Origin of the sequence: Mesorhizobium sp. L103C131B0 (assembly GCF_000502275.1) — a bacterium.
Classification (GTDB): domain Bacteria; phylum Pseudomonadota; class Alphaproteobacteria; order Rhizobiales; family Rhizobiaceae; genus Mesorhizobium.
The window spans coordinates 64,645-89,992 of record NZ_AYXC01000012.1 but is presented as its reverse complement, the minus strand read 5'-3'; the positions used below and the strand labels follow the sequence as shown (position 1 = coordinate 89,992).

Sequence of the window (25,348 nt, the reverse complement as noted above, 5' to 3'; positions counted from 1 at the left end):
CGCAATCCTGCCAGCCGTCCCCGGCTGCACTCTGCCCGGCCCGTCAACAGACTTGAAACACCGGCCGGGATCGTCTATATCAGCCTCAAATTCTTGGTCGGTATGACGAAGAGTGGGTCCACCCGGTCCCGCTCTTTTTTATTACCTGCCGGTCAGCCATCAGCAAAGAGATGGTTCGGGACGACGATCATCCTGATCCAGAGAACGACAGGAACCGCATGACTGCAACGGCAAGCGAAGCCGACGACCGCATCATCCGCGAAAGCGGTATCGATGCGCGCATCGCGCTGATCGTTCAGCCGGTGTTGCGAGGCATTGGCTTCCGCCTCGTGCGGGTGCATCTGTCGGGCCAGAACGGCCTGACGCTGCAGATCATGGCCGAACGCGAGGACGGCACCATGACCGTCGAGGATTGCGAAGAGGTCAGCCGCGCTGTGTCGCCGGCGCTCGACGTCGATGACCCGATCGAGAAGGCCTATCATCTCGAAGTGTCGTCGCCGGGCATCGACCGGCCGCTGGTACGCAAGTCGGATTTCGTCACCTGGACCGGCCATCTGGTGAAGATGGAAACCTCGGTGCCGGTCGCCGACCGCAAGCGCTTCAAGGGCAAGATCGCCGAAGCCGGCGAAGACGACATGCTGCTCGAGCGCGACAAGGCCGCCTACGGCGAAGAGCCGACGGTTCGCATTCCTTATGACGCGATCGCCGATGTGCGGCTGATCCTCACCGACGACCTTATTCGCGATGCCCTTTCGAAGGACAACCGGGAACGCAAGGAAGCCAAGAAACGCCGCGGCGAAGCTGATGATGCACCCGAAGGTGCTGAAGGCGGCGCGGAAGACGAAATCGAACAGGAACTATGATGAGCGGCCGGGCCTAAAAGCTCGGCAACAAGCTCGGGAGAAATAAGATGGTTGTAAGCGCCAACAGACTTGAACTGCTGCAGATCGCCGACGCGGTGGCGCGTGAAAAGTCGATCGACAAGTCGATCGTCATTGCCGCCATGGCTGATGCGATCCAGAAGGCCGCTCGCTCGCGCTACGGCCAGGAAACCAACATCCGCGCCGACATCAACGCCAACACCGGCGAGATGAAGCTGCAGCGGCTGATGGAAGTGGTCGAGAAGGTCGACGACTACGCCACCCAGATCGCCATTTCCTCGGCCCGCGAGCGCAATCCGGACGCCCAGCTTGGCGACTTCATCGCCGAACAGCTGCCGCCAATGGATTTCGGCCGCATCGCCGCCCAGTCAGCCAAGCAGGTCATCGTGCAGAAAGTGCGCGAGGCCGAGCGCGACCGCCAGTACGACGAATACAAGGACCGCATCGGCGAGATCGTCAACGGCACCGTCAAGCGCGTCGAATATGGCAACGTCATCGTCGATCTCGGCCGTGGCGAGGCGATTATCCGCCGCGACGAGCTGATCCCGCGTGAAAACTACAAGTACGGCGACCGCGTCCGCGCCTATGTCTACGACGTGCGCCGCGAACAGCGCGGCCCGCAGATATTCCTGTCGCGCACCCATCCGCAGTTCATGGCCAAGCTCTTCACCATGGAAGTGCCGGAAATCTATGACGGCATCATCGAGATCAAGTCGGTCGCCCGCGACCCAGGCTCGCGCGCTAAGATCGCCGTCATTTCGCGTGACTCGTCGATCGATCCGGTCGGCGCCTGCGTCGGTATGCGCGGCAGCCGCGTCCAGGCCGTGGTCGGCGAATTGCAGGGCGAAAAGATCGACATCATTCCGTGGTCGCCTTCGGCCGCCTCCTTCATCGTCAACGCGCTGCAGCCGGCGGAAGTCGCCAAGGTGGTGCTCGACGAGGATGCCGAGCGCATCGAAGTGGTGGTTCCCGACGACCAGCTGTCGCTGGCCATCGGCCGTCGCGGCCAGAACGTGCGTCTTGCCTCGCAGCTCACCGGCTGGGACATCGACATCCTGACCGAGGCCGAGGAGTCCGAGCGCCGCCAGAAGGAATTCGTCGAACGCTCGTCGCTGTTCATGGAAGCCCTTGATGTCGACGAGATGGTCGGCCAGGTGTTGGCCTCCGAAGGCTTCACCAGCGTCGAGGAAGTTGCCTACGTCGATTCGGGCGAGATCGCCTCGATCGACGGTTTCGACGAAGACACCGCTTCGGAGATCCAGACCCGCGCCCGCGAATATCTGGAGAAGATCGAAGCCGAGCATGACGACAAGCGCAAGGCGCTGGGCGTCACCGACGAACTGCGCGAGATCCCTGGGGTCACCACCGCCATGATGGTGACGCTCGGCGAGGATGGCGTGAAGACGATCGAGGATTTCGCCGGCTATGCCGCCGACGACCTGACCGGCTGGAAGGAACGCAAGGACGGCGAGACCAAGGTATTCCCGGGTGTGCTCGCCAATCACGGCGTGTCGCGCGCTGACGCCGAGCAGATGGTTCTGGCAGCCCGCCTCAAGGCCGGCTGGATCACAGAAGACGAGCTTGCAGCCGAACAGGTCCCGGCTGACGAAGCCGTTGGTGCGTGAGGTGAAACCGCATCGCACACAACCCGCCCCAGGACGAGATGAACGATCGCACCTGCATCGTCACGCGCAAGCAAGCCGAGCCGGATGAACTGATCCGTTTCGTCGTCGGCCCGGATTCGTCCGTCGTTCCTGACCTGAAGAGAAATCTGCCCGGCCGTGGTTGTTGGGTGAGCGCCGACCGCCTACATATCGACAAGGCGGCGGCGAAGAACCTGTTTGCCCGCGCCTTCAAGGCGCAGGTCGTCGTGCCGCCCGATCTCGGCGGCATGGTCGACGGACTGCTTGCACGATCCGCTTTGGGTATGCTTGGCCTTGCCCGCAAGGCTGGCTCGATCGCACTCGGCGCAACCAAGGTCGAGAGCGCGGTGCGCTCGGGGTCGGCGCTTTTCGTGCTCCACGCGACCGAGGCATCCGACGATGGCGTGCGCAAGATCAGTCAGGCGCGGCGGGCAACTGTCCACCTCGGCGGGCCGGCAGTCCTTGCCTACAAACTTTTCTCCGAGGCCGAGTTGAGCTTGGCATTGGGGGGTACAAATGTGATACATGCTGCCGTTCTCGCGGGAGACGCGGGCAAGGCGGTTGAGAGGCGCATGGTTGCGCTCGACCGATATCGGGGCGGAACCCCCGACGATCTGGCAATGCTTGCGGCCGTTGCTGACGAAGATGATGCTGCAGAGGATATGGAATGAGCGATACGAAATCGGGCGACGATAAGACGTTGAGTGTTACACCGAAGAAGACCTTGACGCTGAAGCGCCCCGGTACCGAGCAGAGCGTCGTGCGACAGAATTTCTCGCATGGCCGCACCAAGCAGGTCCAGGTCGAGATCAAGAAGCGTAAATTCTCCATGCCCGGCGACAAGCCGGAGCCGGTGGCTGCACCCGTATTTACGCCCAAGCCCGCGGTAGTGGCAGCCCCCGTCGTGCAGGAAGCGCCCAAGGCGCCGCCTCCGCCCCCGGCCGAACGCGGCGGCATGGTGCTGAACGAACTGTCGCGCAATGAAATGGAAGCGCGCCGCAGGGCGCTCGAAGGCTCCAAGGTTCGCGACGTCGAGGACCGCCAACGCGCCATCGAAGAGGCCAAGCGCCGCAACGAGGATGAGGAACGCCGCAAGCGCGAGCGCGAGGAATCCGCGCGCCGTCAGGCCGAGGAAGAAGCCCGCCTGCAGACCGAGGCCGAGTCCCGCCGCCGCGCCGAGGAAGAAGCGCGCCGCCGCGCGCCGCAGGCTGCCGAGCTTGTGGCATCGGACGACGAGGAAGAGGTCAAGCCGAAGCGCACCGCCGCCGGCGCCCCGGTACGCCGTCCGGTTACGCCCGAAGTGGCGCGCCCGGCCAAGCCGACCAAGGCCGAGGAAGACCGTCGTCGCGGCAAGCTGACCCTCAACACGGCGCTTTCCGACGAGGACGCGCGCGCCCGCTCGCTGTCGTCGATGCGTCGCCGCCAGGAAAAATTCAAGCGCGCGATGCATAATGAGCCGCGCGAGAAGGTTATGCGCGAAGTGATCCTGCCTGAAACGATCACCATCCAGGAACTGGCGCAGCGCATGTCCGAGCGCGCTGTCGATGTGGTTAAGTACTTCATGAAGCAGGGCCAGATCCTGAAGCCGGGCGACATCATCGACGCCGACACGGCCGAGCTGGTCGCCACCGAATTCGGCCACACGGTCCGCCGCGTCGCCGAGTCCGACATCGAGGAAGGCCTGTTCAACATTGCCGACAATGCCGAGGACCTGGTGTCGCGGCCGCCTGTCGTGACCATCATGGGCCATGTCGACCACGGCAAGACCTCGCTGCTCGACGCCATCCGCAATGCCAATGTCGTCTCCGGCGAAGCCGGCGGCATCACCCAGCATATCGGCGCCTACCAGGTCGAGAAGAACGGTCAGAAGATCACCTTCATCGACACGCCCGGTCACGCCGCCTTCACGGCGATGCGCGCCCGCGGCGCTCAGGCGACCGACATCGCCATCCTGGTGGTGGCGGCCGACGACAGCGTCATGCCGCAGACCATCGAATCGATCAGCCATGCCAAGGCGGCCGGCGTTCCGATCATCGTGGCGATCAACAAGATCGACAAGCATGATGCCGATCCGCAGAAGGTGCGGTCGGAACTGCTGCGCCATGAGGTGTTCGTCGAATCGATGGGCGGTGAAGTGCTGGACGTCGAAGTGTCGGCGACCAAGGGCACCAACCTCGACAAGCTGCTCGAGGCGATCCTGCTGCAGGCCGAAATCCTCGACCTCAAGGCCAATCCGGACCGTACCGCCGAGGGCGTGGTCATCGAAGCCCAGCTCGACAAGGGCCGTGGCCCCGTCGCCACCGTACTGGTGCAGACCGGCACTTTGATGCCGGGCGACATCCTCGTCGCCGGCAACGAATGGGGCCGGGTGCGCGCGCTGGTCAACGACCATGGCGAGCAGATCAAGGAGGCGCCGCCGGCAATGCCGGTCGAGGTGCTCGGCCTGCAAGGCACGCCGCAAGCCGGCGACCGCTTCGCTGTCGTCAACAACGAGGCCCGCGCCCGTGAGATCACCGAATATCGCCAGCGTCTGGCGCGCGAGAAGGCAGTGGCTCGCCATGCCGGCCAGCGCGGCTCGCTCGAACAGATGATGTCGCAGCTGCAGACGAGCGGGTTGAAGGAATTCCCGCTGGTCATCAAGGGCGACGTGCAGGGTTCGATCGAGGCGATCAACGCGGCTCTCGACAAGCTTGGCACCGACGAGGTGCGTGCGCGCATCGTTCATGCCGGCGCCGGCGCCATCACCGAAAGCGACGTGTCGCTGGCGGAGACCTCGGGGGCCGCGATCATCGGCTTCAACGTCCGTGCCAACGTGCAGGCACGTGCGGCCGCGGCGGCCGCGGGCATCGAAATCCGCTACTACTCGATCATCTACAACCTCGTCGACGATGTGAAGGCAGCACTTTCCGGCCTGCTGTCGCCGGAACGCCGCGAGACCTTCATCGGCAATGCCGAGATCCTCGAGATCTTTGACATCACCAAGGTCGGCAAGATCGCCGGCTGCCGTGTCACCGAAGGCAAGGTCGAGCGTGGAGCGGGCGTGCGCCTGATCCGCGACAATGTCGTCATCCATGAAGGCACGCTGAAGACCCTCAAGCGCTTCAAGGACGAAGTCGCGGAAGTTCCGGGCGGCCAGGAGTGCGGCATGGCCTTCCAGAACTACGAGGACATGCGCGTTGGCGACATCATCGAGTGCTTCCGCGTCGAGATGGTGACCCGGACGCTCTGAGTTCGTATACTGTCGATACGACCGGGCGGTGGTCGAAAGACCGCCGCTCTAACTTTAATGCCTGTCGCCCAAAAGTGCGGGATAAACGACATGCATAGAAACAAGTATGAGACATGCGGCACGGTCCCATCCCGCGCCTCACGCTTTCCGGATTGAGAAAAATGCCCCGTCCAACCGCCTCCAGCCCATCCCAGCGCATGCTTCGCGTCGCCGAACAGGTGCGCCATGCGCTGTCGGAAACCTTGCAGCGCGGCGAGATTATCGACCCGCTGATCGAGAACACCGTGGTTTCGGTCTCGGAAGTGCGCATGTCGACTGATCTGAGGGTCGCAACGGCCTTCGTTTCGCCGCTCGGCGCCAAGGACACGGGTGCGGTCATCGACGCGCTCAACAAGCATGCGAAGTTCGTCCGTGGCCGCGTCTCCGGCGCGCTCCGCCAGATGAAGTTCATGCCGGAGTTCCGCTTCAAGCTCGATACGTCCTTCGACAATTACGCCAGGATCAACGATTTGCTGAAATCGCCCGAAGTCGCGCGAGACTTGGGTGCCGATGGCGAAGACAACGACAAGGACGAGAAATAGTGGGGCGCCGCGGCAAGAAGAAGGGACGGCCGATCTCCGGCTGGGTGGTGCTGGACAAGCCGGTTGGCATGGGTTCGACCGAAGCCGTCTCCAAGATCAAATGGCTTTTCCAGGCCGAAAAGGCCGGCCATGCCGGCACGCTCGACCCGCTGGCCTCTGGCATGCTGCCGATCGCGCTCGGCGAGGCAACCAAGACCGTGCCTTATGTGCAGGACGGCGCCAAAATCTACCGGTTCACCGTCGCCTGGGGCGAGGAGCGTTCGACCGACGATCTCGAAGGCCTGGTGACGCAAAGTTCCGACCGCCGTCCGGCGGAAAACGATGTCAGGGCGCTGCTGCCGAACTACACCGGCGTCATCATGCAGACACCGCCGCAATTCTCGGCCATCAAGATATCAGGCGAACGCGCCTACGATCTCGCCCGTGGGGGCGAGACAGTCGACATCCCCGCGCGCGAGATCGAGATCGGCCGTCTGGACATCGTCGAGCACGCTGCCGACCACACTTTGTTCGAGGTCGAATGCGGCAAGGGCACCTATGTGCGCTCGCTGGCCCGCGACATGGGCCGCGACCTCGGCTGCTTCGGTCATATCGCCGAATTGCGCCGGGTCGAGGTCGAGCCGTTCACCCAGGAGGATTTCGTCACCCTCGCCGAACTGGAAGTCGCCCGTTTCGGCGAACAGCGCGAAGCTGACGGAGAGGGCGACGCCGATGTTGCCGATGCGCCGATCGACTTCGGCGCCATCGATGCGCTGCTTGTCGACACGGCCGCCGCGCTCGACTGCCTGCCGCAGATTGCCATCAGCGACGAAGCGGCGACGAAAATCCGCCTTGGTAATCCCGTCATCATCCGCGGCCGCGACGCGCCCGTGGAAGCCGAGGAAGCCTGCGCCACCGCGCGCGGCAAGCTTGTCGCCATCGGCGCCATCGAGCAAGGCATGTTCAAGCCGAAGCGGGTCTTTGTCGGCTGACCACTCTCGTCTAGTCTTACGTCGACGTCACATCCGAGGGGCACATGGCAAAGGCTGAGGCGGTGAAGAAGCGGGCGCCGGTGACAACGCGCCGGCCGCCGGTTGGCGCCTCGCCCGGCACGCTGATCGCCGATCCGGCGGCGCGACGGTCCGAGCTGCGGCTGACGCTGATTTCGCCTGAAAAATTCAAGACCATCAACGATGCCAGCATCGACGATCTCAACACCCATTGCGACAACTGGCCGGTCGTCTGGCTGGACTGCACCGGTCTCGCCAACATCCAGCTGATCGAGGAGATCGGCCGGATCTTCAACCTGCATCCACTGGCTCTGGAAGATGTCGTCAACACCGGCCAGCGGCCGAAGGTCGACTTCTTCGAGGACCACGCCTTCGTCGTCATGCGCATGATCGACGACGTCAAGGTGCATCGCTATGAGCAGATCGCGGTGTTCTTCGGCAAGAAATTCGTCGTCACCTTCCAGGAGCGCGAAGGCGATCCGTTCGACCCCGTGCGCAAGCGCATCGCCGCAGCGTTGCCCAACCGCTTGCGGATGCGCGGCGCCGACTATCTGGCCTATGCGCTCATCGACTCCATCGTCGACAGCTATTTCCCGCCGATTGAGGCCGCTAGCGAGGAGGTCGATGGCATCGAGGACGAGATGCTCAACACGCCTCACAAGCATCAGATGCGCCAGCTGCACGAATTGCGGCGCGACGCCAATGTGCTCAAGGGCGTGCTGTGGCCGATGCGCGACGCGCTGGCGACGCTGATCCGCAACGACGTGCCCTATGTGAAGCCGGAGACGAAAATCTTCTTCAACGACACGCTCGACCACGCATTGCGGCTGATCGAGCTGGTCGAGAACCAGCGTGATATGCTGACCGGCTTGATCGAAATGCATTTGTCGCTGAGCCAGGCACGCACCAACGATGTGATCTCTTATCTCACCATCGTCTCGGTGATTTTCATGCCGCTAACCTTCCTGGTCAGTATCTGGGGGATGAATTTCGATCCCGAGAGCTCGCCGTGGAACATGCCGGAACTGAAAGCCTACTATGGCTACCCGGCTTCGCTGCTGTTCATGCTGGCCGTTGCTGTCGGGCTGATCGTCTTCTTCAAAAGCAAGAAGTGGCTGTAAGGTTTCGGTGTCAGGGGAATCCTGGATTCCCGAGCAAAGGGCTGCGACAAGCCGGCTTTATGAATGGGCTGGTGTTTTCCGGGGAATTGCCCTATATGCGCCGCAGCATCGCGCCATGTCGCTTTGCTTGCACCGGCCCCTGCTGGACGACATCCCGGCTGAGGGCGACCCGTTTCCTCAAACAGATAAGGAAAAACACGATGTCGATTACTGCCGAGCGCAAACAGGAATTGATGGGTGAATTCGCAACCGCCAAGGGCGATACCGGGTCTCCGGAAGTCCAGGTGGCCATCCTTTCCGAGCGCATCAAGAACCTGACCGACCACTTCAAGGACCACAAGAAGGATAACCATTCCCGCCGTGGTCTGCTCGCTCTCGTCTCCCAGCGCCGCAGCCTGCTTGATTATCTCAAGCGCAAGGATGACGCGCGCTATCAGACGTTGATCGAGAAGCTCGGTCTGCGCCGTTGACGAATTGACCGGCGGGCTTTCGAAGGAGAGCCCGCCGGTCGCGCATTCTGCCAGTCGCATCGATTGGCTAGACCCGGTTTCGAGCGCGCAGAGGCCACTCGAAACCGCCCATGGACGGTCATGGGGCAGGATTGCAGGACGCTCGTGCGCTAACCAGTGCCGAAATCTACCCGAGCTTCCCGTTGTCTTGCCCGTGGCTGCCCGAGAAAGGAAGCAAGGGAAAGGGCATCCGCGCACCGTGAAACGGCGCGGCCCTTTCCGCTTATTAAGGACAAGATATGTTCAACTACCACAAAGTGGAAATCGAATGGGGCGGCCGTCCGCTCATCCTGGAAACCGGCAAGATCGCACGTCAGGCTGACGGCGCGGTGCTTGCGACCTACGGCGAAACCAAGGTTCTCGCCACCGTCGTTTCGATGAAGGAGCCGAAGCCAGGCCTCGATTTCTTCCCGCTGACCGTCAACTACCAGGAAAAGACCTACGCCGCCGGCAAGATCCCCGGCGGCTACTTCAAGCGCGAGGGACGTCCGAGCGAAAAGGAAACGCTGGTTTCCCGCCTGATCGACCGCCCGATCCGCCCGCTCTTCGCCGACGGCTACAAGAACGACACCCAGATCGTCGTCACCGTCGTCCAGCATGACCTCGAGAACGATCCCGATATCCTGTCGATCGTCGCCACCTCGGCCGCTTTGACGCTGTCGGGCGTTCCCTTCATGGGCCCGATCGGCGGCGCCCGAGTCGGCTACATCAACGGCGAATACGTGCTCAACCCGCATGTCGATGAGATGCAGGAATCCAGGCTCGACCTCATTGTCGCCGGCACCGCCGACGCCGTGCTGATGGTCGAGTCCGAAGCCAAGGAACTCGGCGAAGAGCTGATGCTCGGCGCCGTCATGTTCGGCCACAGGGGCTTCCAGCCGGTGATCGACGCCATTATCAAGCTGGCCGAAGTTGCCGCCAAGGAGCCGCGCGATTTCACGGCGCCGGACTACTCCGCGCTTGAAGCCGAAATGCTGAAGATCGTCGGCGACGAGCTCAGCAATGCCTACAAGAACGTCGACAAGCAGAAGCGTTACGCTGCCGTCGACGCCGTCAAGGCGAAGGTCAAGGCTGCGTTTGCCCCGGCTGAAGGCGAAGACGCCAAGTACACCTCCGAGCAGATCGGTTCGGTGTTCAAGGAACTCCAGGCCAAGGTCGTGCGCTGGAACATCCTCGACACCGGTTCGCGCATCGATGGCCGTGACCTCAAGACTGTCCGCAAGATCGTCTCGGAAGTCGGCGTCCTGCCGCGCACGCACGGTTCGGCGCTGTTCACCCGCGGCGAGACCCAGGCGCTGGTCGTTGCCACGCTGGGCACCGGCGAGGACGAGCAGTATGTCGATTCGCTGACCGGTATGTACAAGGAGAAGTTCCTCCTTCACTACAACTTCCCTCCCTACTCCGTCGGCGAGACCGGCCGCATGGGTTCGCCGGGCCGCCGCGAAATCGGCCACGGCAAGCTCGCCTGGCGCGCCATCCGTCCGATGCTGCCGAGCGCGGACCAGTTCCCCTACACGCTGCGCGTCGTCTCGGAGATCACCGAGTCCAACGGTTCGTCGTCGATGGCCACCGTCTGCGGCACATCGCTGGCGCTGATGGATGCCGGCGTTCCGCTGGCCAAGCCGGTTGCTGGTATCGCGATGGGCCTGATCAAGGAAGGCGAGCGCTTCGCGGTTCTGTCCGACATCCTGGGTGACGAAGATCACCTCGGCGACATGGACTTCAAGGTTGCCGGTACCGAAGGCGGCATCACCTCGCTGCAGATGGACATCAAGATCGAGGGCATCACCGAGGAGATCATGAAGATCGCGCTGGACCAGGCCAAGGACGGCCGCCAGCATATCCTCAGCGAGATGGCGCATGCTCTGACCGGCGCCCGCCCCGAACTCGGTGAGTTCGCACCGCGCATCGAGGTCATGCACATCCCGACCGACAAGATCCGCGACGTGATCGGCTCCGGCGGCAAGGTTATCCGTGAGATCGTCGAGAAGACCGGCGCAAAGATCAACATCGAGGACGACGGCACGGTCAAGATCGCTTCGTCGAACGCCAAGGAGATCGAGGCGGCCAAGAAGTGGATCCATACCATCGTCGCCGAGCCGGAAGTCGGCGAAATCTACGAAGGCACGGTCGTCAAGACCGCCGACTTCGGCGCTTTCGTCAACTTCTTCGGTCCGCGTGACGGCCTCGTCCACATCTCGCAGCTTGCCAACGACCGGGTCGCCAAGACCTCGGACGTCGTCAAGGAAGGCGACAAGGTCTGGGTCAAGCTGATGGGCTTCGACGAGCGCGGCAAGGTCCGCCTGTCGATGAAGGTCGTCGACCAGGCCACCGGCAAGGAAATCGCCCGCGACAAGAAGGCCGAAGGCGAAGAAAACGCCGCCTGAGTGGTCTGACAATAGAGTTGAACGGGCGCGGCTTATGTCGCGCCCGTTTTCGTTTAATACCCGTCTACGACATGAGAATCGAAGAATGGCCGCTGAGCCGCTGAAGACACTGTTCCATCCCTTCGAGGCCGAGGGGCTCCCTCTGCCGCAAAAGGGCGAGCGTGTGTTGTTCCTGGGTGCGGAGCCCGGCTTCCGCTTGCCGGAAGGCTTCGAGGCAGAGCTCCATCTTGCACAGGGTTTCCGGCCGCATCTCCGAGCGCTGGAGCGTGCCGGTCACAAGGTAACGCCCCGCTCGGAAGGCGATGCATTCGATGCAGCGCTCGTGCTTGCCGGCCGCCATCGTGGGCTAAACGAGATGCGTATTGCCGAGGCGATCGAACGCGTCACGCCGGGCGGTCTGATCATTGTCGCCGGCGGTAAGGACGAAGGCATCGCCAGCCTGCGCAAGCGCATCGACGAGCTTGTCCCCATCGAAGGGCATCTGCCGAAATATCACGGCATCGCCTTCTGGCTTCGCCGTCCGGTCGATCTGGCGCCTGCGGAAAAACTGCGCGTCGCCAATCCTGCCTTGGTCGTAGAGGACCGCTTCCGCACTGCGCCGGGCATGTTCTCCTTCGACCGGATCGACGCCGGCTCGAAACTTCTGGTCGACAACCTGCCCAAAGACCTGCGCGGCAACATTGCTGATTTCTGCGCCGGCTGGGGTTATGTCGCCGCCGAGGTCGCGGCACGTTCATCCGGTATAACGGGGCTCGACCTTTACGAAGCGGATTTCGACGCGCTTGAGGCGGCCAAGGGCAATATCGGCCAGACAGGCTTCGAGCCCGGCTTCTTTTGGACCGATCTGCTGAGCGAGCCGGTCGAGCGGCGCTATGATGCCATCGTCATGAACCCGCCCTTCCATCGCAGCCGGGCGGCCGAGCCGGAAATCGGCGCCGGCATGATCCAGGCGGCGGGCAAGGCGCTGAAGCCGGGCGGGCGGCTGTTCATGGTGGCGAACCGTCAGCTGCCTTACGAACCGGTTCTGAAGGCCGTCTTCTCCAGCCATGCCGAGCTCGCCCGCGACGGCATGTTCAAGGTTTTCTCCGCGCGCCGATAGGACGGTGCCGGTCGCCTCAATGCATGCTGACGATGCGCGCCGGCTCGTGGACGGGAATGGTCGGTCTGATATCGCCAGGCTTGATCTTGAGCGGCGCCGGCCTGCCGAACAGATAGCCCTGCACCATCTCGCAACCAGCTGCTCGCAAAAGCGTCGCCTGGTTCTCGGTCTCGACGCCTTCGGCGATGATGCCGACGCCGAGCGCCCGCGACAGGCCGACGATGGTAGAGACGACGGCGCCCGAATTCGAATCGGTGTCGATGCGGCTGACGAAGGAGCGGTCGATCTTCAGCTTGCCGAAGGCGAAGTCGATCAGGTAGCTGAGATTGGAATAGCCGGTGCCGAAATCGTCGACGGCCACCGAAATGCCCATGTCGGCAAGCTGCTGCAGGATGGTGGCGGCGCGGTCGCGGTCCTGCATCATCGCCGTCTCGGTCACTTCGAGCTCCAGCCGCGACGGCTTGATGCCGGTGCTGGCCATCGTATCGCGCACGATGCCGACGAAATCCTTGGTCATGAACTGGACCGGCGAGATGTTGACGGCAACGAAGCAGTCCTCGGGCAAATGACGGGCATCGCTGCAGGCCTTGTTCAGCACCCAATTGCCGATCGGGTGGATCATGCCGGTCTCTTCGGCGATCGGAATGAATTCCATCGGCGGGATCATGCCGCGTTCCGGGTGCTTCCAGCGGATCAGCGCCTCGTAGCCGACGATACGGCCGGTCGGCAGGTCGAGCTGCGGCTGGTAGTGAAGGTCGAAATCGCCACGGACGAAGGCGATGTGCAGTTCGGATTCGATCCAGTGGCGGTAGTCGGCGACCTGGCCCATGTCGGAATGGAAGACCGACCAGTTGCCCACGCCGCCGGCGCGGGCATTCTGCAGCGCCAGGTTGGAGCGGCGCAGGATGAGGACCGGATCGACGCCATCCTTTGGCATCGCCACGATGCCGACCGACAGGCCGACCGACTGCAGGTGGGAATCGAGCTGGTACGGCTTCAGCATCTCCTCGATCATGGTTTCGACGGTGCTTTCCATGGACCTTTGGAGTTGGTGTTCCCAGACAAGGATAGCGAACTCGCCGGCGCCGATGCGCCCCATCACCGCGCCTTCGGGCATGCAGGCCTTCAACCGCTTGGTGAAGCCGCGGATCAGTTCGTCGCCATGGCTGTAGCCGATGGCGTCGTTGATCTGCTTGAAGCGGTCGATGTCGATGTCGATGAGGAACACCGGCTCACCGGTCCTGATCGTCGCGGACGCCGCGTCGGCAATCCTGCCGACCATCGCCGGCCGCGCAAAAAGCCCGGTCAGCTTGTCGAAATGGGTTTCGTTGAAAACGTAGTCCACCGATTCATCGACGCCGGCGAAGAAGGACAAGGCAGCACCGGCGGCGGCCAGCGCGCATAGCGCCGACGCGATGCCGATCATGGTTTCCGCCTGCATGCCGGCAAAGCCGTCCCCGAAACCATGCCGGAGGCCCCAAAGCCCAAGGATGAAACTGCCAAGGCCCGAACTGGCGACGGTGAGCAGCCGGAACACAGGTGTTCGCTTCGGGTTGCTGACAGCAGGCATTGCTCAGTCCCTGTCGCATGATCCCGAAATCAACTCGACTTTCGGAAATATCAAGCGCAAATTCATAAAGGCTAAAGCATCCTTTGCGCCCAGCAAGAACGCGCAGAGCCCAAGCCCATAAGACTTCTAGCGGATATCTCCTTAAAATGAGTTTCCGCCGATGCATCTAATTTTACTGGTGAGTTAATCGCGTACGCTGTCGGTCTGCTTCAACTCATCCAGGGTTGGCATCGACACGATGTGATAGCCGGAATCCACATAATGGATTTCGCCGGTGACGCCTGACGAGAGGTCGGACAAAAGATAGAGCGCCGAGCCGCCGACCTCGTCGATGGTCACCGTGCGGCGCAGCGGCGAGTTGCGCTGCTGGTAGGAGTACATGTGGCGGGCGTCCGAGATTCCGGCGCCGGCCAAAGTACGCACAGGTCCCGCCGATATGCCGTTCACCCGGATGCCGCGCGGGCCATAATCGTTGGCGAGATAGCGCACGCTGGCTTCCAGCCCGGCCTTGGCGACGCCCATGACGTTGTAGTTCGGCATGACGCGGACAGAGCCGGCATAGGTCAGCGTGATCATCGCGCCGCCTTCGCTCATCAGCGGGGCGGCATGGCGGGCGACCTCGGTGAAGGAGTAGCAGGAGATGACCATGGTGCGGACGAAATTGTCGCGGCTGGTGTCGGCGTAGAGCCCTTTGAGCTCGTTCTTGTCGGAAAAGCCGATGGCGTGGACGACGAAGTCGAGCCCGCCCCATTCCTTGCCGAGCGTCTCGAAGGTGGCGGCGACCGATGCGCTGTCCTCGACGTCGCACGGCACCACCAGTGACGCCCCAAGTTTCTCGGCAAGCGGCTTGACGCGGCGCCCGAAGGCGTCGCCCTGATAGGTGAAGGCAAGCTCCGCCCCGTGTTCGGACAATTTCCTGGCGATGCCCCAGGCGATCGAATGATCGTTGGCGACGCCCATGACAAGCCCGCGCTTGCCCTTCATCAGTCCGTCCATGGCCGGCAATCCCCCTACAATAAAACGCTAGCCTTATGCGGAATAGCGCTGGAAAATCAGCGTTGCGTTGGTGCCACCGAAGCCGAACGAGTTGGACAAAACCGTGTCGATCCTGGCGTCGTCGATGCGCTTGCGCACGATCGGCATGCCCTCGAATTCGGGATCGAGGTTTTCGATATGGGCGCTCTCGCCGATGAAGCCGCCTTGCATCATCAGGATCGAGTAGATCGATTCCTGTACGCCGGCGGCACCAAGGGAATGGCCGGTCAGCGACTTGGTCGAGGTGATGAACGGCATCGTGTCGCCGAACACCTCTCGGATGGCGCCCATTTCCCGGGAATCGCCGACCGGCGTCGAGGTGCCGTGGGTGTTGATGTAGTCGACCGGCGCGGACACCGTCGCCAGAGCCTGGCGCATGCAGCGCACCGCGCCTTCGCCCGACGGCGCCACCATGTCGTAACCGTCCGACGTCGCGCCATAGCCGACGATCTCAGCGTAGATCTTGGCGCCGCGCGCCTTGGCGTGTTCGAGCTCCTCCAGGATGAGGACGCCCGCGCCGCCCGCGATGACGAAGCCATCGCGATTGGCGTCATACGCGCGGGAAGCTGTTGACGCCTTGTCGTTATACTTCGACGACATCGCCCCCATGGCATCGAACAGGTCCGACATCGTCCAGTCGAGGTCCTCATGGCCGCCGGCAAACATCACATCCTGCTTGCCCCACTGGATCAGTTCGTAGGCGTTGCCGATGCAATGCGCCGAGGTCGAGCAGGCCGACGAGATCGAATAGTTGACGCCGTGGATCTTGAACCAGGTGGCGAGCGTCGCCGACGCGGTCGACGACATCGCCTTCGGCACCGCGAACGGACCGATGCGCTTGGGGCTGTTGTTCTTGAGCGTGGTCTCGGCCGCCTCGACGATGGTGCGGGTCGAGGGGCCACCCGAGCCCATGACGATGCCGGTGCGCTCATTGGTGATGTCGCTTTCGCCAAGCCCGGCGTCGGCGATCGCCTGGTCCATCGCGACATGGTTCCAGGCCGCGCCCTGGCTCAGGAAGCGCATGGCGCGCCGGTCGATCATAGGGGTCGGGTCGAGCGTCGGCGCGCCCCAGACCTGGCAGCGGAAGCCGTGTTCGGCGAAGGAATCGGAGAAGCTGATGCCTGATTTGGCATCGTGGAGCGAGGATTGCACCTCGTTGGCGTTGTTGCCGATCGACGATACGATGCCGAGGCCTGTGACGACGACCCTTCTCATTCGCAACTCCTTCCAGCGGATGATCCCGAAACCCTAGTCGGTTTTCGCCGGCGATCATACGCAAAACCAAAATGCCGCAGCGTCGTTGCGCGTCCGGGAACGCCCTGCTGCAGTGGCGCCGGTCAGGCGGCCGATTGCTTGGACAGCCCCACTTTGAGGTCTGTCGCCGCGTATATGGGTTCGCCGTCGGCTTTAAGCCAGCCATCGGCGATGCCGAGAACCAGGCGTCCGCGCATGACGCGCTTGAAATCGATGCCGTATTCCACTTTCTTGACCGAAGGCGTCACCATCCCCTTGAACTTCACTTCGCCGGTCGACAGCGCCATGCCCTTGCCCGGCTCACCGAGCCAGCCGAGGTAGAAACCCGTCAATTGCCACATGGCGTCGAGGCCCAGGCACCCCGGCATGATCGGATTGCCGATGAAATGGCAGGCGAAAAACCACAGGTCCGGCTTGATGTCGAATTCGGCGCGGATGAAGCCCTTGTCGTGGGCGCCGCCGGTCTCGCTGATCTCGGTGATGCGGTCGAACATCAGCATCGGCGGATAGGGCAGCTGGGCGTTGCCGGGCCCAAACAGCTCGCCGCGGGCGCAGGCAAGCAATTCCTCATAACCGTAGCTGGATTTCGAACCCGCCATATGTCTCGTCCCCATAATGTCCCGGGCGGTGGGGCGCCCTTGTCGTTGGTTTCCTAACACAATCCCTTTCGGTCCGGAAACCGGCGTTTGCGCTTAACCCGCCCGTCTGCCCGGGTCAATGCGCGCTCTCGCATCGGCCCGAAATCGATCTCGATTCCGGAAAGCACGATGCGACGCCAAAAAAGCGATAGAGCGCACTTAGTGCGTCCAACTGGACGCACGTCGCTCTATTGATCGTATTCCGCCAACAGAATATATGTCGGGAGGTATCCAGTTTCGGTTGATGACGTTTTTTCGCCACTCTGGGCGTGTCTTGAGGCAGAACTGTGGGCTTGGACGGATAGATGGATCTGGGCGGCCGGAAGGAAAATGTCGCTGTGGACAAGCGGGTTCGCGAAGCCGGCCTTAGGCCGACACGCCAACGCATTGCGCTGGCCGATCTGCTGTTTGCCAAGGGCGACCGCCACCTTTCGGCCGAGGAACTGCATGAAGAGGCGGTCGCCGCCGGCGTGCCGGTCTCGCTCGCCACCGTCTACAACGCGCTTCACCAGTTCACCCAGGCCGGCCTGCTGCGCATCCTGGCGGTCGAGGGGTCCAAGACCTATTTCGACACCAACACCTCCGATCACCATCATTTTTACATCGAAGGCGAAAACAGGATCTTCGATATAGAAAGCGGTCCGGTGACCGTCTCCGACCTGCCGGAGCCACCCGCAGGCATGGAGATCGCCAATGTCGACATCGTGGTGAGGCTGCGCCCGAAGCGCAGCGTTTAAGCCCCAACCCGTGAAACCTGTCGATTTTGCAATCCGGCTCGAATGGGTTGCGGTCGCGGTCGTGGCTATAGTCGCCTATGCCGCGTCAGGCGTTTCCTGGTGGCTGTTCGCCCTGCTTATTCTGGCGCCCGACCTGTCGATGCTGGGCTATCTCGCCGGGGCACGGATCGGCGCTGTCGCTTACAACGCGTTGCACATCCTGATCGTCCCGCTGTTGCTGGCCCTCGCCGGATATGTTCTGGCCAATTCGACGGCGACCGCGATTGGTCTGATCTGGATCATCCACATCGCCGTCGACCGCGCGCTCGGCTACGGTCTCAAACTGTCGACCGGTTTTCAGGACACCCATCTCGGCCGTATCGGCCGTTAGGCCTCCAGCAATCTCAATTCTTGACGTGCTCGCCGGGATAGGCGCCCCACACCTGCGACTGGGCGATCCAGCCGGTGTGGCCGTCGAAGGTCATTTCGCACCACTGGCCATCGCAGGTTTTGATCGTGCCCGTAACGCCCGGCTCGATGATGGCGATGACGCTGGCGTCCTTATCGGCATCGTCGAGCAGATTGATTCGGCCACCTTTGGTGCGTTGCCAAGGGGCGACGATCGCGGTCCGGCGGCCGGACAGCAGCGACTGGTTGATCCAACCCTCCGAGCCATCGGCATCGCGCACCCGCCGCCAGGTATCGAATTCCTGGATGATTTCCATCGGCAGGCCGGCCTTTGTGTACATCCAGTCGACGGAATAGTTGGCGCCGGGGCCAACGCGCGAGTTGACGCGAGCCGATTTCAGGCTGACGAAACGCGGCAGCGGCAGGCCGCTCGGCCCGAGCGTGACCGTCTGCACAGGTGCGGCGGCACCTTGCGCCGCGGCTTGCGGGGAATGCAGGAGAGCGCCGAGAAGCGCTGCGCTGAGGATCAGGCGAAGCGACGCGAAACCAGACACTTTCATTCCTTTCGGCGCGTGCCCTTTGGTCCGGGCGCCCCTTTTTCTTTGTCTTCGGCGGCACCGCTTGTTACAGGAGTGGCAGGCACCGCGACCGGTATTCAGTTTCGCCTGTCTTGGTTAAAGAGGTCTCAACGAGATCGGGTTCGAGGAAACAATGGCAGGCAAAAAACGGCCTCTCGTCGTCATCACGCGCAAGCTGCCCGATCCGGTCGAGACCCGCATGCGCGAACTCTTCGACGCCAGGCTGAATGTCGAGGACCGCCCGATGACGCAGCCGGAGCTGGTCGCGGCGATCAAGGAAGCCGATGTGCTGGTGCCGACCATCACCGACCAGATCGATGCGGCGCTGATTGCCCAGGCCGGCGACAATCTCAAGCTGATCGCCAATTTCGGCAATGGCGTCGACAAGATCGATGTGGCGGCGGCGGCCAAGAAAGGCATTACCGTCACCAACACGCCGAACGTGCTGACCGAAGATACGGCCGACATGACCATGGCGCTGATGCTGGCCGGGCCGCGGCGGCTGGCCGAAGGCGCCAATGTGCTCACCAGCGACAAGAAATGGGCCGGTTGGTCGCCGACCTGGATGCTCGGCCGGCGCATCTGGGGCAAGCGCCTCGGTATCGTCGGCATGGGCCGCATCGGCACTGCGGTTGCGAGGCGCGCCAAGGCTTTCGGCCTGTCGATCCACTACCATAACCGCCATCGCGTGCTGCCGGCGGTCGAGGAAGGGCTGGAGGCGACCTATTGGGAAAGCCTCGACCAGATGCTTGCCCGCATGGACATCATCTCGATCAACTGCCCGTCGACGCCGGCGACCTTTCATCTGCTTTCGGCGCGGCGCCTAGCTCTGCTTCAGCCCACCGCCTATGTGGTCAACACCGCGCGCGGCGACATCATCGACGAGGAAGCGCTGGTCAAGCTGATCCAGGACGGCAAGATCGCCGGCGCCGGCCTCGACGTCTACGAGCACGAACCGGCGCTGAACTCGAAACTGCTGAAGCTTGCCGCCAAGAACAAAGTCGTGCTTTTGCCGCATATGGGTTCTGCGACGATCGAGGGCCGCATCGACATGGGCGAGAAGGTGATCATCAACATCCGCGCCTTCTTCGACGGCCACCGGCCGCCGGACCGCGTGCTGCCGCTACGGACTTGAAGCGGGCCGCGTTCAGGATGCGGTTGTGAGGGCGCCATCCGCCGCGACACTCACACGCTTGCCGCGATAGGCCTCAAAAGCGTCGCGCCTGAGCCTGAGCGCTACCGGCGCCGGCCAGCCCATTTCCCTGGCCACAATCAAGCCAAGCAGCAGGATCGCGTCCGGCTCGTGCAGCACGAGTGCCGTCGGCGCATGGCCATTGTGGACGAGTTCCATCAGCACGGCTGACGCTGAGGACGAGCCGATCGTGCCGGGCAGGAACAGCACACGCCCGGAAATGGTCTCGCCATGCTGCGGGTGACGGACATCGGCGATGCGGCCGCTCTTCGGATCGACGCCGCCCCAGAAGCTGATCGGCGCCATCAGCACCAAGGCCAGCCCTTCGCCTCCGCTGCCCGGCACCAGGATTTCAGCGATGGCGCTCATGCGGCGATATCCGTAAACCTGGGCTTACCGGCAACCGCGCTTTCCACGCAGTCGGCCAGCGAGCCGTAAAGCACGGCGTAACCGGTATTGCCCGGCGCGTAGTGCGCGAATTTTCCCGAATTGGTCATCAGCACGCCGCCGGCCAGATTCGGCAGGATCGGCGTCACCACCACGCAGGTGTCGGCGACGATGATGACGCCGCTGGCTTCGAGCATCTTGCGCTTGCCGTTCTGCTCCAGCCTGGTGAGCACGTGGCGGCCGGTGCAGGCGTAAATCGGCACGCTGAGCCGCCGCCCGCCAATCAGCCGCTCAAGTGCATCGAATTCGGCCAAAGACAGATGCGGACTGCCGATCGCCACGGCATCGATGGCGGTCTGCGTGGCTGCGGTGGACAGGCCGGCGCGGGCCTTCATGGCCATCTCCGGCGTTACGCGGATCATCGTTTCCGGCCTGCCGCCCACCAGGATGGTCTCGGCGTCGGGCGCTTCTGGCGTTACCCCAGCGATATGGAACAGGCCGACGGCGCCCGACGATGCCGCCGCCGCGCCGAAGGCCTTCAGCGCATCCTCGCCGGGATGGCTGGATATGCCGGTGACGACGCCGACCGCATTGCCGACCTCACGGCCGTAGAGGTTGCCCAGCACCGGCCAGGCGATCTCGGATCCAAGGAACGAGGCGGAGAGGCCGGACACATCGAACACCAGCCGTGCCTGCCGGTTCTCGGGGCGATGCAGGCCGTAATCCGGCGCGCGCCCCGATATGGCGCAGGCGATGTCGAGGAAGTCGCCATAGCGGTTGGTGCGTGCCCCCAGCACCGAATTGCAGAACACCACCGCGTTGGATTCACCCCAGGCGACATCGCTGCCAAGCGCTGGCCTGTGGCCGGCCTGATAGGGCGCGCAGGTCCAGCTCTGCTCGCAGCCAAGTTTGCGGTAGGCCTCCATCATTCGTCGCGCCATGCCGCGCGCCGGCTCTTCGAGGCGCACGCGCGAGCAGCCCATCAGGTCGAGCGCGCCGACATTGAGCGTCGAGCGCACCGCGACCCTGGCGCCGCCATCGACCAGCCTTTCGGCAAACAGCGTGCCGGAATCGCCGTGATAGAGCGCGCCGTCTATATGCGTCGAGGCGATCGGGATCAGTCGCGGCGCGCCGAGCAGCGCAGCGCTTTCGGCAACGATGCGCATCGCCATCGCCGCCCCGTCATGGCCGGAGGCGATTGTCTGCTCCTGTGCGCTGAGGGCGAGGCTCACGCGAACTCCTTGCGCATGGTGATCGAGGTCGGCCGGTCATAACCGTCATGCGCCGTGCGCGCGGTTTCGCGGAAGCCGAGACGCGCAAAGGTTGCGTGATTTGCCGTGAGCTCGACCCGCGTCTGCAGTTCGATGGCGGGTTTGTTGCGGTTGCGGGCAAGATCCTCGACAGCCTGCATCAATCGTCTGCCGATGCCTTGGCCCTGAAGCCCGAGTTCGACGGCGAGCTTGCCGACATAGAAATCATCGGGTCTCTCCAGCGCAAAAACGCAGCCTGCGATCTGGCCGCCCTGCAGAGCCACGAACACCGTTTCCCGCCCAGCCTTGTCCCTCAGGCTTTCGACGCTCAGCAGATGCGCAGAGGAGGGCGGATCGATGACGCCGTCCATCGGCGCAAAGGAATGCATGATCAGGCTGAGCAGTTCATCCCAGCGCTCGAAATCGGAGGCGAGCTGCGTAACAAGGACGCTGGTGGACTGATCCATGCGGTCAGTTTTTCTTGTAGCGGATCGTGTCGAAGCGCGCCGACAGCGCATCGTAGAGCAGCAGCCGGCCGACCAGTGGTTCGCCGATGCCGGTGATCAGCTTGATGGCTTCCATCGCCTGCAGCGTGCCGACGACGCCGGTCAGCGCACCGACGACCCCGGCCACCGCGCAGGACGGCACCAGCCCCTCTGGCGGCGCTTCGGGAAAGAGGTNGAGGTCGCGATATCCAGGGTTCGGTCTGCCGTCGGCGCCGGTGCCGAACGGCATCAACACCGTCACCGAGCCGTCGAAGCGGCCGACGGCGGCATGCACGAGCGGCCGCTTTTCCGCCGCGCAGGCATCAGCCACCACATAGCGCGTCTCGAAATTGTCGGAGCCGTCGACGACCACGTCGTAGCGCGTGACGAGGACGGCAGCATTGTCGGCCGTCAGCCTGAAACCGTGCAATTCCACCGCGACATGGGGATTGATCCGGGCGACCGCTGCTTTGGCGCTCTCGGTCTTCGCCGTGCCGACCGTATCGGTGGCGTGGATCACTTGCCGCTGCAGATTGGACAGCGAGACAATGTCGTCATCAACGATGCCAAGCGTGCCGACGCCCGCGGCAGCGAGATATTCCAGCACCGGCGCGCCGAGCCCGCCGGCGCCGATGACCAGTACCCGGGCCCGCTTCAGCCTCTGCTGGCCGGCGCCGCCGATCTCGGGCAGCACGATGTGGCGGGCATAGCGTTCGAGCTCTTCGTCGGTGAGGGCGGCAGGGGTCATTGCCGGACCATATAGCGGAGCAAAAAGCTTGTCAGGTCTCTTCGGTTGGCCCAACCGTGCCGTGGTCGACGGTGAGGAACTGCGCGCGTCCCCTCAGGCTGGAAAACAGCGCGGCGTCGGTTCCGGTCATGAAGGCTTGGCAGCTCAGCTCTTCCAGGATCGAGAACAGCGCGGCGCGCCGGCCGGCATCGAGATGCGCGGCAATCTCGTCGAGCAACAGGATCGGCGTCATCCCCGACATCTCGCCGGTCAGCCTTGCGTGCGACAACACGATGCCGACCAGCAGCGCCTTCTGCTCTCCGGTCGAGCAGAGTTCGGCCGGCATCGCCTTGGGGCGGTGGCGCACCAGCAGATCCGAACGGTGCGGGCCATCGAACGTGCGTCCGGCGGCGCGGTCGCGCTCGCGGCCGTCGGCAAGGGCACCGCGATAGCGTTCCTCGACGTCCACGGCGGGTGCTGTGGCGACGTCGCTTTCAAGGTCGCCGGAGAGGCTGATGTCGGCCTGCGGAAACGGCCCGCTGGAAGGCAGCCTGTCGATCATGGCGGTAAGCAGGCGCACCAGTTCGGCGCGCGCAGCCGCGATCGCCACGCCGGTTTCGGCCATCTGCATCTCGATGGCGTCGAACCATGCGCCGTCTCGCGAACCTTCCGTAAGCAGTCGGTTACGTCCGCGCATCGCCTTCTCATAGTCGAGCGCGCGCTGGCCGTGGCCGGGATCGATCGCAAGCACCAGCCTGTCGAGAAAGCGCCGCCGGTCCGCGGCAGGTCCGGGGAACAGGCCGTCCATGGCCGGCGTCAGCCAGACCACGCGCAGCCATTCCAGCATGGCGTCGGCCGACCTTGCCGGCGCGCCATTGATGCGCACCTTGCGACCACCCTCGCCGGCCGCTTCACCCCCGGTGATGCCGGTGCCGATCTCGACCTGTCCCTCCGGCCCGTCGAGCCTTGCGTGGAGCGCAAAGCCGCCATCGCCGCCTTCGCGGGCCACGTCGACATAGGGCGCGCGGCGCAGGCCGCGGCCAGGCGTCAGCAGCGAGATGGCTTCCAGGAGATTGGTCTTGCCGGCGCCATTGTCGCCGGAAAACACCACCGCGCCGGGTGAAAAGCCGATCGACAACGCCGCATAATTGCGGAAATTCGTAAGTGTGAGCTTACTTATGTGATTTTGTTCCGGCAACCGCTATCCGCCTATAGAAGTCGCCGCAATCACTATGCTGCAGTGTGCCGCAGTGCGGCTACACCCGCATCGGCATCAGCACGTAGAGCGCGGTCTCATCGGCCATGTCGTGGATCAGCGTCGGCGAGCCGGCATCGGCCAGCATGAACTTGGCTTCCGTGCCGGTCAGTTGAGCAGCGACGTCGAGCAGATATTTGGCGTTGAAGCCAATCTCGATCGGGTCGGACGAATAGTCGGCCGCCAGTTCCTCGGTGGCGCTGCCCGAATCCGGATTGTTGACGGCAAGCGTCACCTGGCCTTCGGTGATCGAAAGCTTCACCGCGCGGCCGCGCTCGGAGGAAATGGTCGAGACGCGATCGACGGCGGCGGCGAAGCTCTGGCGGTCGATGATCAGCTTCTTGTCGTTGCCGGTCGGAATGACGCGCTGGTAGTCCGGGAAAGTGCCGTCGATCAGCTTCGAGGTCAGAACCACGCTGCCGATGGTGAAGCGGATCTTGGTGTCGGACAATTCGGTGGTCACCGCGACATCGGGATCGTCGACCAGCTTCTGCAACTCGCTGACCGTCTTGCGCGGAATGATGATGCCCGGCATGCCTTCGGACCCGGCCGGAGCGTCGATCTCGGCGCGCGCCAGGCGGTGGCCGTCGGTCGCCACCGAACGCAGCTTCAGCTTGCCGCCAGTTTCATGCGTGTGCAGGTAGATGCCGTTGAGATAGTAGCGCGTCTCTTCGGTGGATATGGCGAACTGGGTCTTTTCGATAAGGCCTCTCAGGGCGACGGAATCGAGCCGGAAGATGTGTGAGAAGGATCCCGCCGAAAGCTCCGGGAAATCGGACTGCGGCAGGCATTGCAGGCGAAAGCTCGAGCGGCCCGACGTTACCGTCATGGCGTTGCCGTCCTCGTCGGTCTTCAGCATCACTTCGGCGCCGTCGGCCAGCTTGCGCACGATGTCGTAGAGCAGGTGCGCCGGAACCGTCGTCGCCCCGCCGCGCTCGACCTTTGCCGGCGTCGCTTCGGTCACTTCGAGGTCGAGGTCGGTGGCTTTCATTTCAAGGCTGGCGCCCTCGGCGCTGAGCAGCACGTTCGACAGGATCGGTATGGTATTGCGCCGCTCGACCACGCGATGAACGTGGTTGAGCGACTTCAGGAGATTGGACCGTTCCAGGATAACACGCATGACGAAACAGGCTCGCTTGAATGAATGGACGGGTCACCAGTGGGCGGCGCCCCGCGAAAGGTCTGAACAGGCTCAGAATCTATGCAAACTGACAGGAAAAAGCCAGCAAACGCAAGTCCGGGCCACCGGTTCGCGCCGGTTAAGCGGGCTTTCTGGGGATAAAGCGGACGTTGGCCGGCAACCGATGCATGTCGCCGAAAACTGCGCAGCGGTTTTGGGACAAAGACATGCATCAAAACAAGAAAATTTAAAGCGCGACGACCGAATACTCTAACCCGGCGCGCTCCGTTTGCC

General features: G+C 63.3%; 25 protein-coding genes. 14 read left to right on the top strand and 11 right to left on the bottom strand.

Features of this window, described 5'->3' with window-relative positions; genetic code table 11:
• The first annotated feature begins 218 nt into the window (after positions 1–218).
• From rimP to X730_RS145440, 10 genes are all read left to right on the top strand, one after another.
• On the top strand, positions 219–863 hold the full coding sequence (gene rimP / locus X730_RS145395) for a ribosome maturation factor RimP (protein ID WP_023669554.1): 645 nt from the start codon (positions 219–221) through the stop codon (positions 861–863).
• 47 nt (positions 864–910) lie between these two features.
• A complete protein-coding gene (gene nusA, locus X730_RS145400; protein WP_023669555.1) occupies positions 911–2,506 on the top strand; it encodes a transcription termination factor NusA in 1,596 nt (531 codons plus the stop codon).
• Between the two features lie 38 nt (positions 2,507–2,544).
• Positions 2,545–3,195: an RNA-binding protein gene (locus X730_RS145405; RefSeq protein WP_023826823.1), complete on the top strand. Its 651-nt coding sequence runs from the start codon at positions 2,545–2,547 to the stop codon at positions 3,193–3,195.
• The gene (infB, locus tag X730_RS145410) at positions 3,192–5,753 is read left to right on the top strand and encodes a translation initiation factor IF-2 (RefSeq protein ID WP_023826822.1); all 2,562 of its coding nucleotides are present in this window, start codon (positions 3,192–3,194) and stop codon (positions 5,751–5,753) included. Before X730_RS145405 ends, infB begins: the two co-directional genes overlap by 4 nt.
• Positions 5,754–5,914: 161 nt before the next feature.
• Positions 5,915–6,334, top strand: coding sequence for a 30S ribosome-binding factor RbfA (gene rbfA / locus X730_RS145415; RefSeq protein WP_023826821.1), 420 nt, complete (start codon positions 5,915–5,917; stop codon positions 6,332–6,334).
• The gene (truB, locus tag X730_RS145420) at positions 6,334–7,305 is read left to right on the top strand and encodes a tRNA pseudouridine(55) synthase TruB (protein WP_023826820.1); all 972 of its coding nucleotides are present in this window, start codon (positions 6,334–6,336) and stop codon (positions 7,303–7,305) included. The genes rbfA and truB overlap by 1 nt, the downstream gene beginning before the upstream one ends.
• A gap of 44 nt (positions 7,306–7,349) precedes the next feature.
• Entirely contained in the window at positions 7,350–8,444 is a 1,095-nt protein-coding gene (corA, locus tag X730_RS145425) for a magnesium/cobalt transporter CorA (RefSeq protein ID WP_023826819.1), read from the top strand.
• 95 nt (positions 8,445–8,539) lie between these two features.
• Positions 8,540–8,914: a 30S ribosomal protein S15 gene (rpsO, locus tag X730_RS145430; RefSeq protein ID WP_280790898.1), complete on the top strand. Its 375-nt coding sequence runs from the start codon at positions 8,540–8,542 to the stop codon at positions 8,912–8,914.
• Between the two features lie 278 nt (positions 8,915–9,192).
• A complete protein-coding gene (gene pnp / locus X730_RS145435; protein WP_023682005.1) occupies positions 9,193–11,340 on the top strand; it encodes a polyribonucleotide nucleotidyltransferase in 2,148 nt (715 codons plus the stop codon).
• An 85-nt stretch (positions 11,341–11,425) separates the two neighbouring features.
• The gene (locus tag X730_RS145440) at positions 11,426–12,439 is read left to right on the top strand and encodes a class I SAM-dependent methyltransferase (protein WP_023715304.1); all 1,014 of its coding nucleotides are present in this window, start codon (positions 11,426–11,428) and stop codon (positions 12,437–12,439) included.
• A gap of 16 nt (positions 12,440–12,455) precedes the next feature.
• Here the strand turns inward: X730_RS145440 and X730_RS145445 are convergent, their stop codons facing one another.
• From X730_RS145445 to fabA, 4 genes are all read right to left on the bottom strand, one after another.
• Positions 12,456–14,009 (bottom strand): bifunctional diguanylate cyclase/phosphodiesterase, encoded by a 1,554-nt coding sequence (locus tag X730_RS145445; protein WP_023669563.1) that lies wholly within the window; start codon positions 14,007–14,009, stop codon positions 12,456–12,458.
• 183 nt (positions 14,010–14,192) lie between these two features.
• Positions 14,193–15,005 carry an enoyl-ACP reductase FabI gene (gene fabI, locus X730_RS145450; RefSeq protein ID WP_023669564.1) on the bottom strand — a complete coding sequence of 271 codons (813 nt, stop codon included), beginning with the start codon at positions 15,003–15,005 and terminating at the stop codon, positions 14,193–14,195.
• 33 nt (positions 15,006–15,038) lie between these two features.
• Positions 15,039–16,259, bottom strand: a complete 1,221-nt coding sequence (fabB, locus tag X730_RS145455) for a beta-ketoacyl-ACP synthase I (protein WP_023669565.1) — start codon at positions 16,257–16,259, stop codon at positions 15,039–15,041.
• A 122-nt stretch (positions 16,260–16,381) separates the two neighbouring features.
• Positions 16,382–16,897 carry a 3-hydroxyacyl-[acyl-carrier-protein] dehydratase FabA gene (gene fabA, locus X730_RS145460; RefSeq protein WP_023669566.1) on the bottom strand — a complete coding sequence of 172 codons (516 nt, stop codon included), beginning with the start codon at positions 16,895–16,897 and terminating at the stop codon, positions 16,382–16,384.
• A gap of 344 nt (positions 16,898–17,241) precedes the next feature.
• Here fabA and irrA point away from each other — a divergent pair, with 344 nt between their 5' ends.
• Positions 17,242–17,673: an iron response transcriptional regulator IrrA gene (gene irrA, locus X730_RS145465; RefSeq protein WP_031197125.1), complete on the top strand. Its 432-nt coding sequence runs from the start codon at positions 17,242–17,244 to the stop codon at positions 17,671–17,673.
• A gap of 10 nt (positions 17,674–17,683) precedes the next feature.
• Positions 17,684–18,043, top strand: a complete 360-nt coding sequence (locus X730_RS145470) for a DUF4260 domain-containing protein (RefSeq protein WP_023669568.1) — start codon at positions 17,684–17,686, stop codon at positions 18,041–18,043.
• A 13-nt stretch (positions 18,044–18,056) separates the two neighbouring features.
• Here X730_RS145470 and X730_RS145475 read toward each other — a convergent pair whose 3' ends face one another.
• Positions 18,057–18,614: an SH3 domain-containing protein gene (locus X730_RS145475; RefSeq protein WP_023669569.1), complete on the bottom strand. Its 558-nt coding sequence runs from the start codon at positions 18,612–18,614 to the stop codon at positions 18,057–18,059.
• 157 nt (positions 18,615–18,771) lie between these two features.
• Here X730_RS145475 and X730_RS145480 point away from each other — a divergent pair, with 157 nt between their 5' ends.
• Positions 18,772–19,773 carry a D-glycerate dehydrogenase gene (locus X730_RS145480; RefSeq protein ID WP_023703476.1) on the top strand — a complete coding sequence of 334 codons (1,002 nt, stop codon included), beginning with the start codon at positions 18,772–18,774 and terminating at the stop codon, positions 19,771–19,773.
• Between the two features lie 12 nt (positions 19,774–19,785).
• On the opposite strand, the gene X730_RS145485 is transcribed toward X730_RS145480, so the two are convergent.
• From X730_RS145485 to dnaN, 6 genes are all read right to left on the bottom strand, one after another.
• Positions 19,786–20,199, bottom strand: a complete 414-nt coding sequence (locus X730_RS145485; RefSeq protein WP_023826817.1) for a DUF126 domain-containing protein — start codon at positions 20,197–20,199, stop codon at positions 19,786–19,788.
• Positions 20,196–21,449 carry an aconitase X catalytic domain-containing protein gene (locus tag X730_RS145490; protein WP_023682000.1) on the bottom strand — a complete coding sequence of 418 codons (1,254 nt, stop codon included), beginning with the start codon at positions 21,447–21,449 and terminating at the stop codon, positions 20,196–20,198. Before X730_RS145490 ends, X730_RS145485 begins: the two co-directional genes overlap by 4 nt.
• Positions 21,446–21,934 carry a GNAT family N-acetyltransferase gene (locus X730_RS145495; RefSeq protein ID WP_023826816.1) on the bottom strand — a complete coding sequence of 163 codons (489 nt, stop codon included), beginning with the start codon at positions 21,932–21,934 and terminating at the stop codon, positions 21,446–21,448. Before X730_RS145495 ends, X730_RS145490 begins: the two co-directional genes overlap by 4 nt.
• A 4-nt stretch (positions 21,935–21,938) precedes the next feature.
• A complete protein-coding gene (locus X730_RS145500) occupies positions 21,939–22,700 on the bottom strand; it encodes a molybdopterin-synthase adenylyltransferase MoeB (RefSeq protein WP_023826815.1) in 762 nt (253 codons plus the stop codon).
• Positions 22,701–22,731: 31 nt separating this feature from the next.
• The gene (recF, locus tag X730_RS145505; RefSeq protein ID WP_023818816.1) at positions 22,732–23,877 is read right to left on the bottom strand and encodes a DNA replication/repair protein RecF; all 1,146 of its coding nucleotides are present in this window, start codon (positions 23,875–23,877) and stop codon (positions 22,732–22,734) included.
• Positions 23,878–23,935: 58 nt separating this feature from the next.
• On the bottom strand, positions 23,936–25,054 hold the full coding sequence (gene dnaN, locus X730_RS145510; protein WP_023669575.1) for a DNA polymerase III subunit beta: 1,119 nt from the start codon (positions 25,052–25,054) through the stop codon (positions 23,936–23,938).
• Between dnaN and X730_RS1000000167615 the strand changes: the two genes are divergently transcribed.
• The gene (locus X730_RS1000000167615; RefSeq protein ID WP_155922476.1) at positions 25,053–25,328 is read left to right on the top strand and encodes a hypothetical protein; all 276 of its coding nucleotides are present in this window, start codon (positions 25,053–25,055) and stop codon (positions 25,326–25,328) included. The genes dnaN and X730_RS1000000167615 overlap by 2 nt on opposite strands.
• Positions 25,329–25,348: the final 20 nt, after the last annotated feature.

Coding starts and splice junctions, on each gene's coding strand:
- X730_RS145405 (WP_023826823.1), top strand. CDS start 2,545: ATGAACGATCGCACCTGCATCGTCACGCGCAAGCAAGCCGAGCCGGAT.
- X730_RS145440 (WP_023715304.1), top strand. CDS start 11,426: ATGGCCGCTGAGCCGCTGAAGACACTGTTCCATCCCTTCGAGGCCGAG.
- corA (WP_023826819.1), top strand. CDS start 7,350: ATGGCAAAGGCTGAGGCGGTGAAGAAGCGGGCGCCGGTGACAACGCGC.
- X730_RS145485 (WP_023826817.1), bottom strand. CDS start 20,199: ATGAGCGCCATCGCTGAAATCCTGGTGCCGGGCAGCGGAGGCGAAGGG.
- fabB (WP_023669565.1), bottom strand. CDS start 16,259: ATGAGAAGGGTCGTCGTCACAGGCCTCGGCATCGTATCGTCGATCGGC.
- fabA (WP_023669566.1), bottom strand. CDS start 16,897: ATGGCGGGTTCGAAATCCAGCTACGGTTATGAGGAATTGCTTGCCTGC.
- nusA (WP_023669555.1), top strand. CDS start 911: ATGGTTGTAAGCGCCAACAGACTTGAACTGCTGCAGATCGCCGACGCG.
- irrA (WP_031197125.1), top strand. CDS start 17,242: ATGGATCTGGGCGGCCGGAAGGAAAATGTCGCTGTGGACAAGCGGGTT.
- X730_RS1000000167615 (WP_155922476.1), top strand. CDS start 25,053: ATGACGAAACAGGCTCGCTTGAATGAATGGACGGGTCACCAGTGGGCG.
- X730_RS145480 (WP_023703476.1), top strand. CDS start 18,772: ATGGCAGGCAAAAAACGGCCTCTCGTCGTCATCACGCGCAAGCTGCCC.
- rpsO (WP_280790898.1), top strand. CDS start 8,540: ATGCGCCGCAGCATCGCGCCATGTCGCTTTGCTTGCACCGGCCCCTGC.
- infB (WP_023826822.1), top strand. CDS start 3,192: ATGAGCGATACGAAATCGGGCGACGATAAGACGTTGAGTGTTACACCG.
- fabI (WP_023669564.1), bottom strand. CDS start 15,005: ATGGACGGACTGATGAAGGGCAAGCGCGGGCTTGTCATGGGCGTCGCC.
- rbfA (WP_023826821.1), top strand. CDS start 5,915: ATGCCCCGTCCAACCGCCTCCAGCCCATCCCAGCGCATGCTTCGCGTC.
- rimP (WP_023669554.1), top strand. CDS start 219: ATGACTGCAACGGCAAGCGAAGCCGACGACCGCATCATCCGCGAAAGC.
- dnaN (WP_023669575.1), bottom strand. CDS start 25,054: ATGCGTGTTATCCTGGAACGGTCCAATCTCCTGAAGTCGCTCAACCAC.
- pnp (WP_023682005.1), top strand. CDS start 9,193: ATGTTCAACTACCACAAAGTGGAAATCGAATGGGGCGGCCGTCCGCTC.
- X730_RS145445 (WP_023669563.1), bottom strand. CDS start 14,009: ATGCCTGCTGTCAGCAACCCGAAGCGAACACCTGTGTTCCGGCTGCTC.
- X730_RS145495 (WP_023826816.1), bottom strand. CDS start 21,934: ATGGATCAGTCCACCAGCGTCCTTGTTACGCAGCTCGCCTCCGATTTC.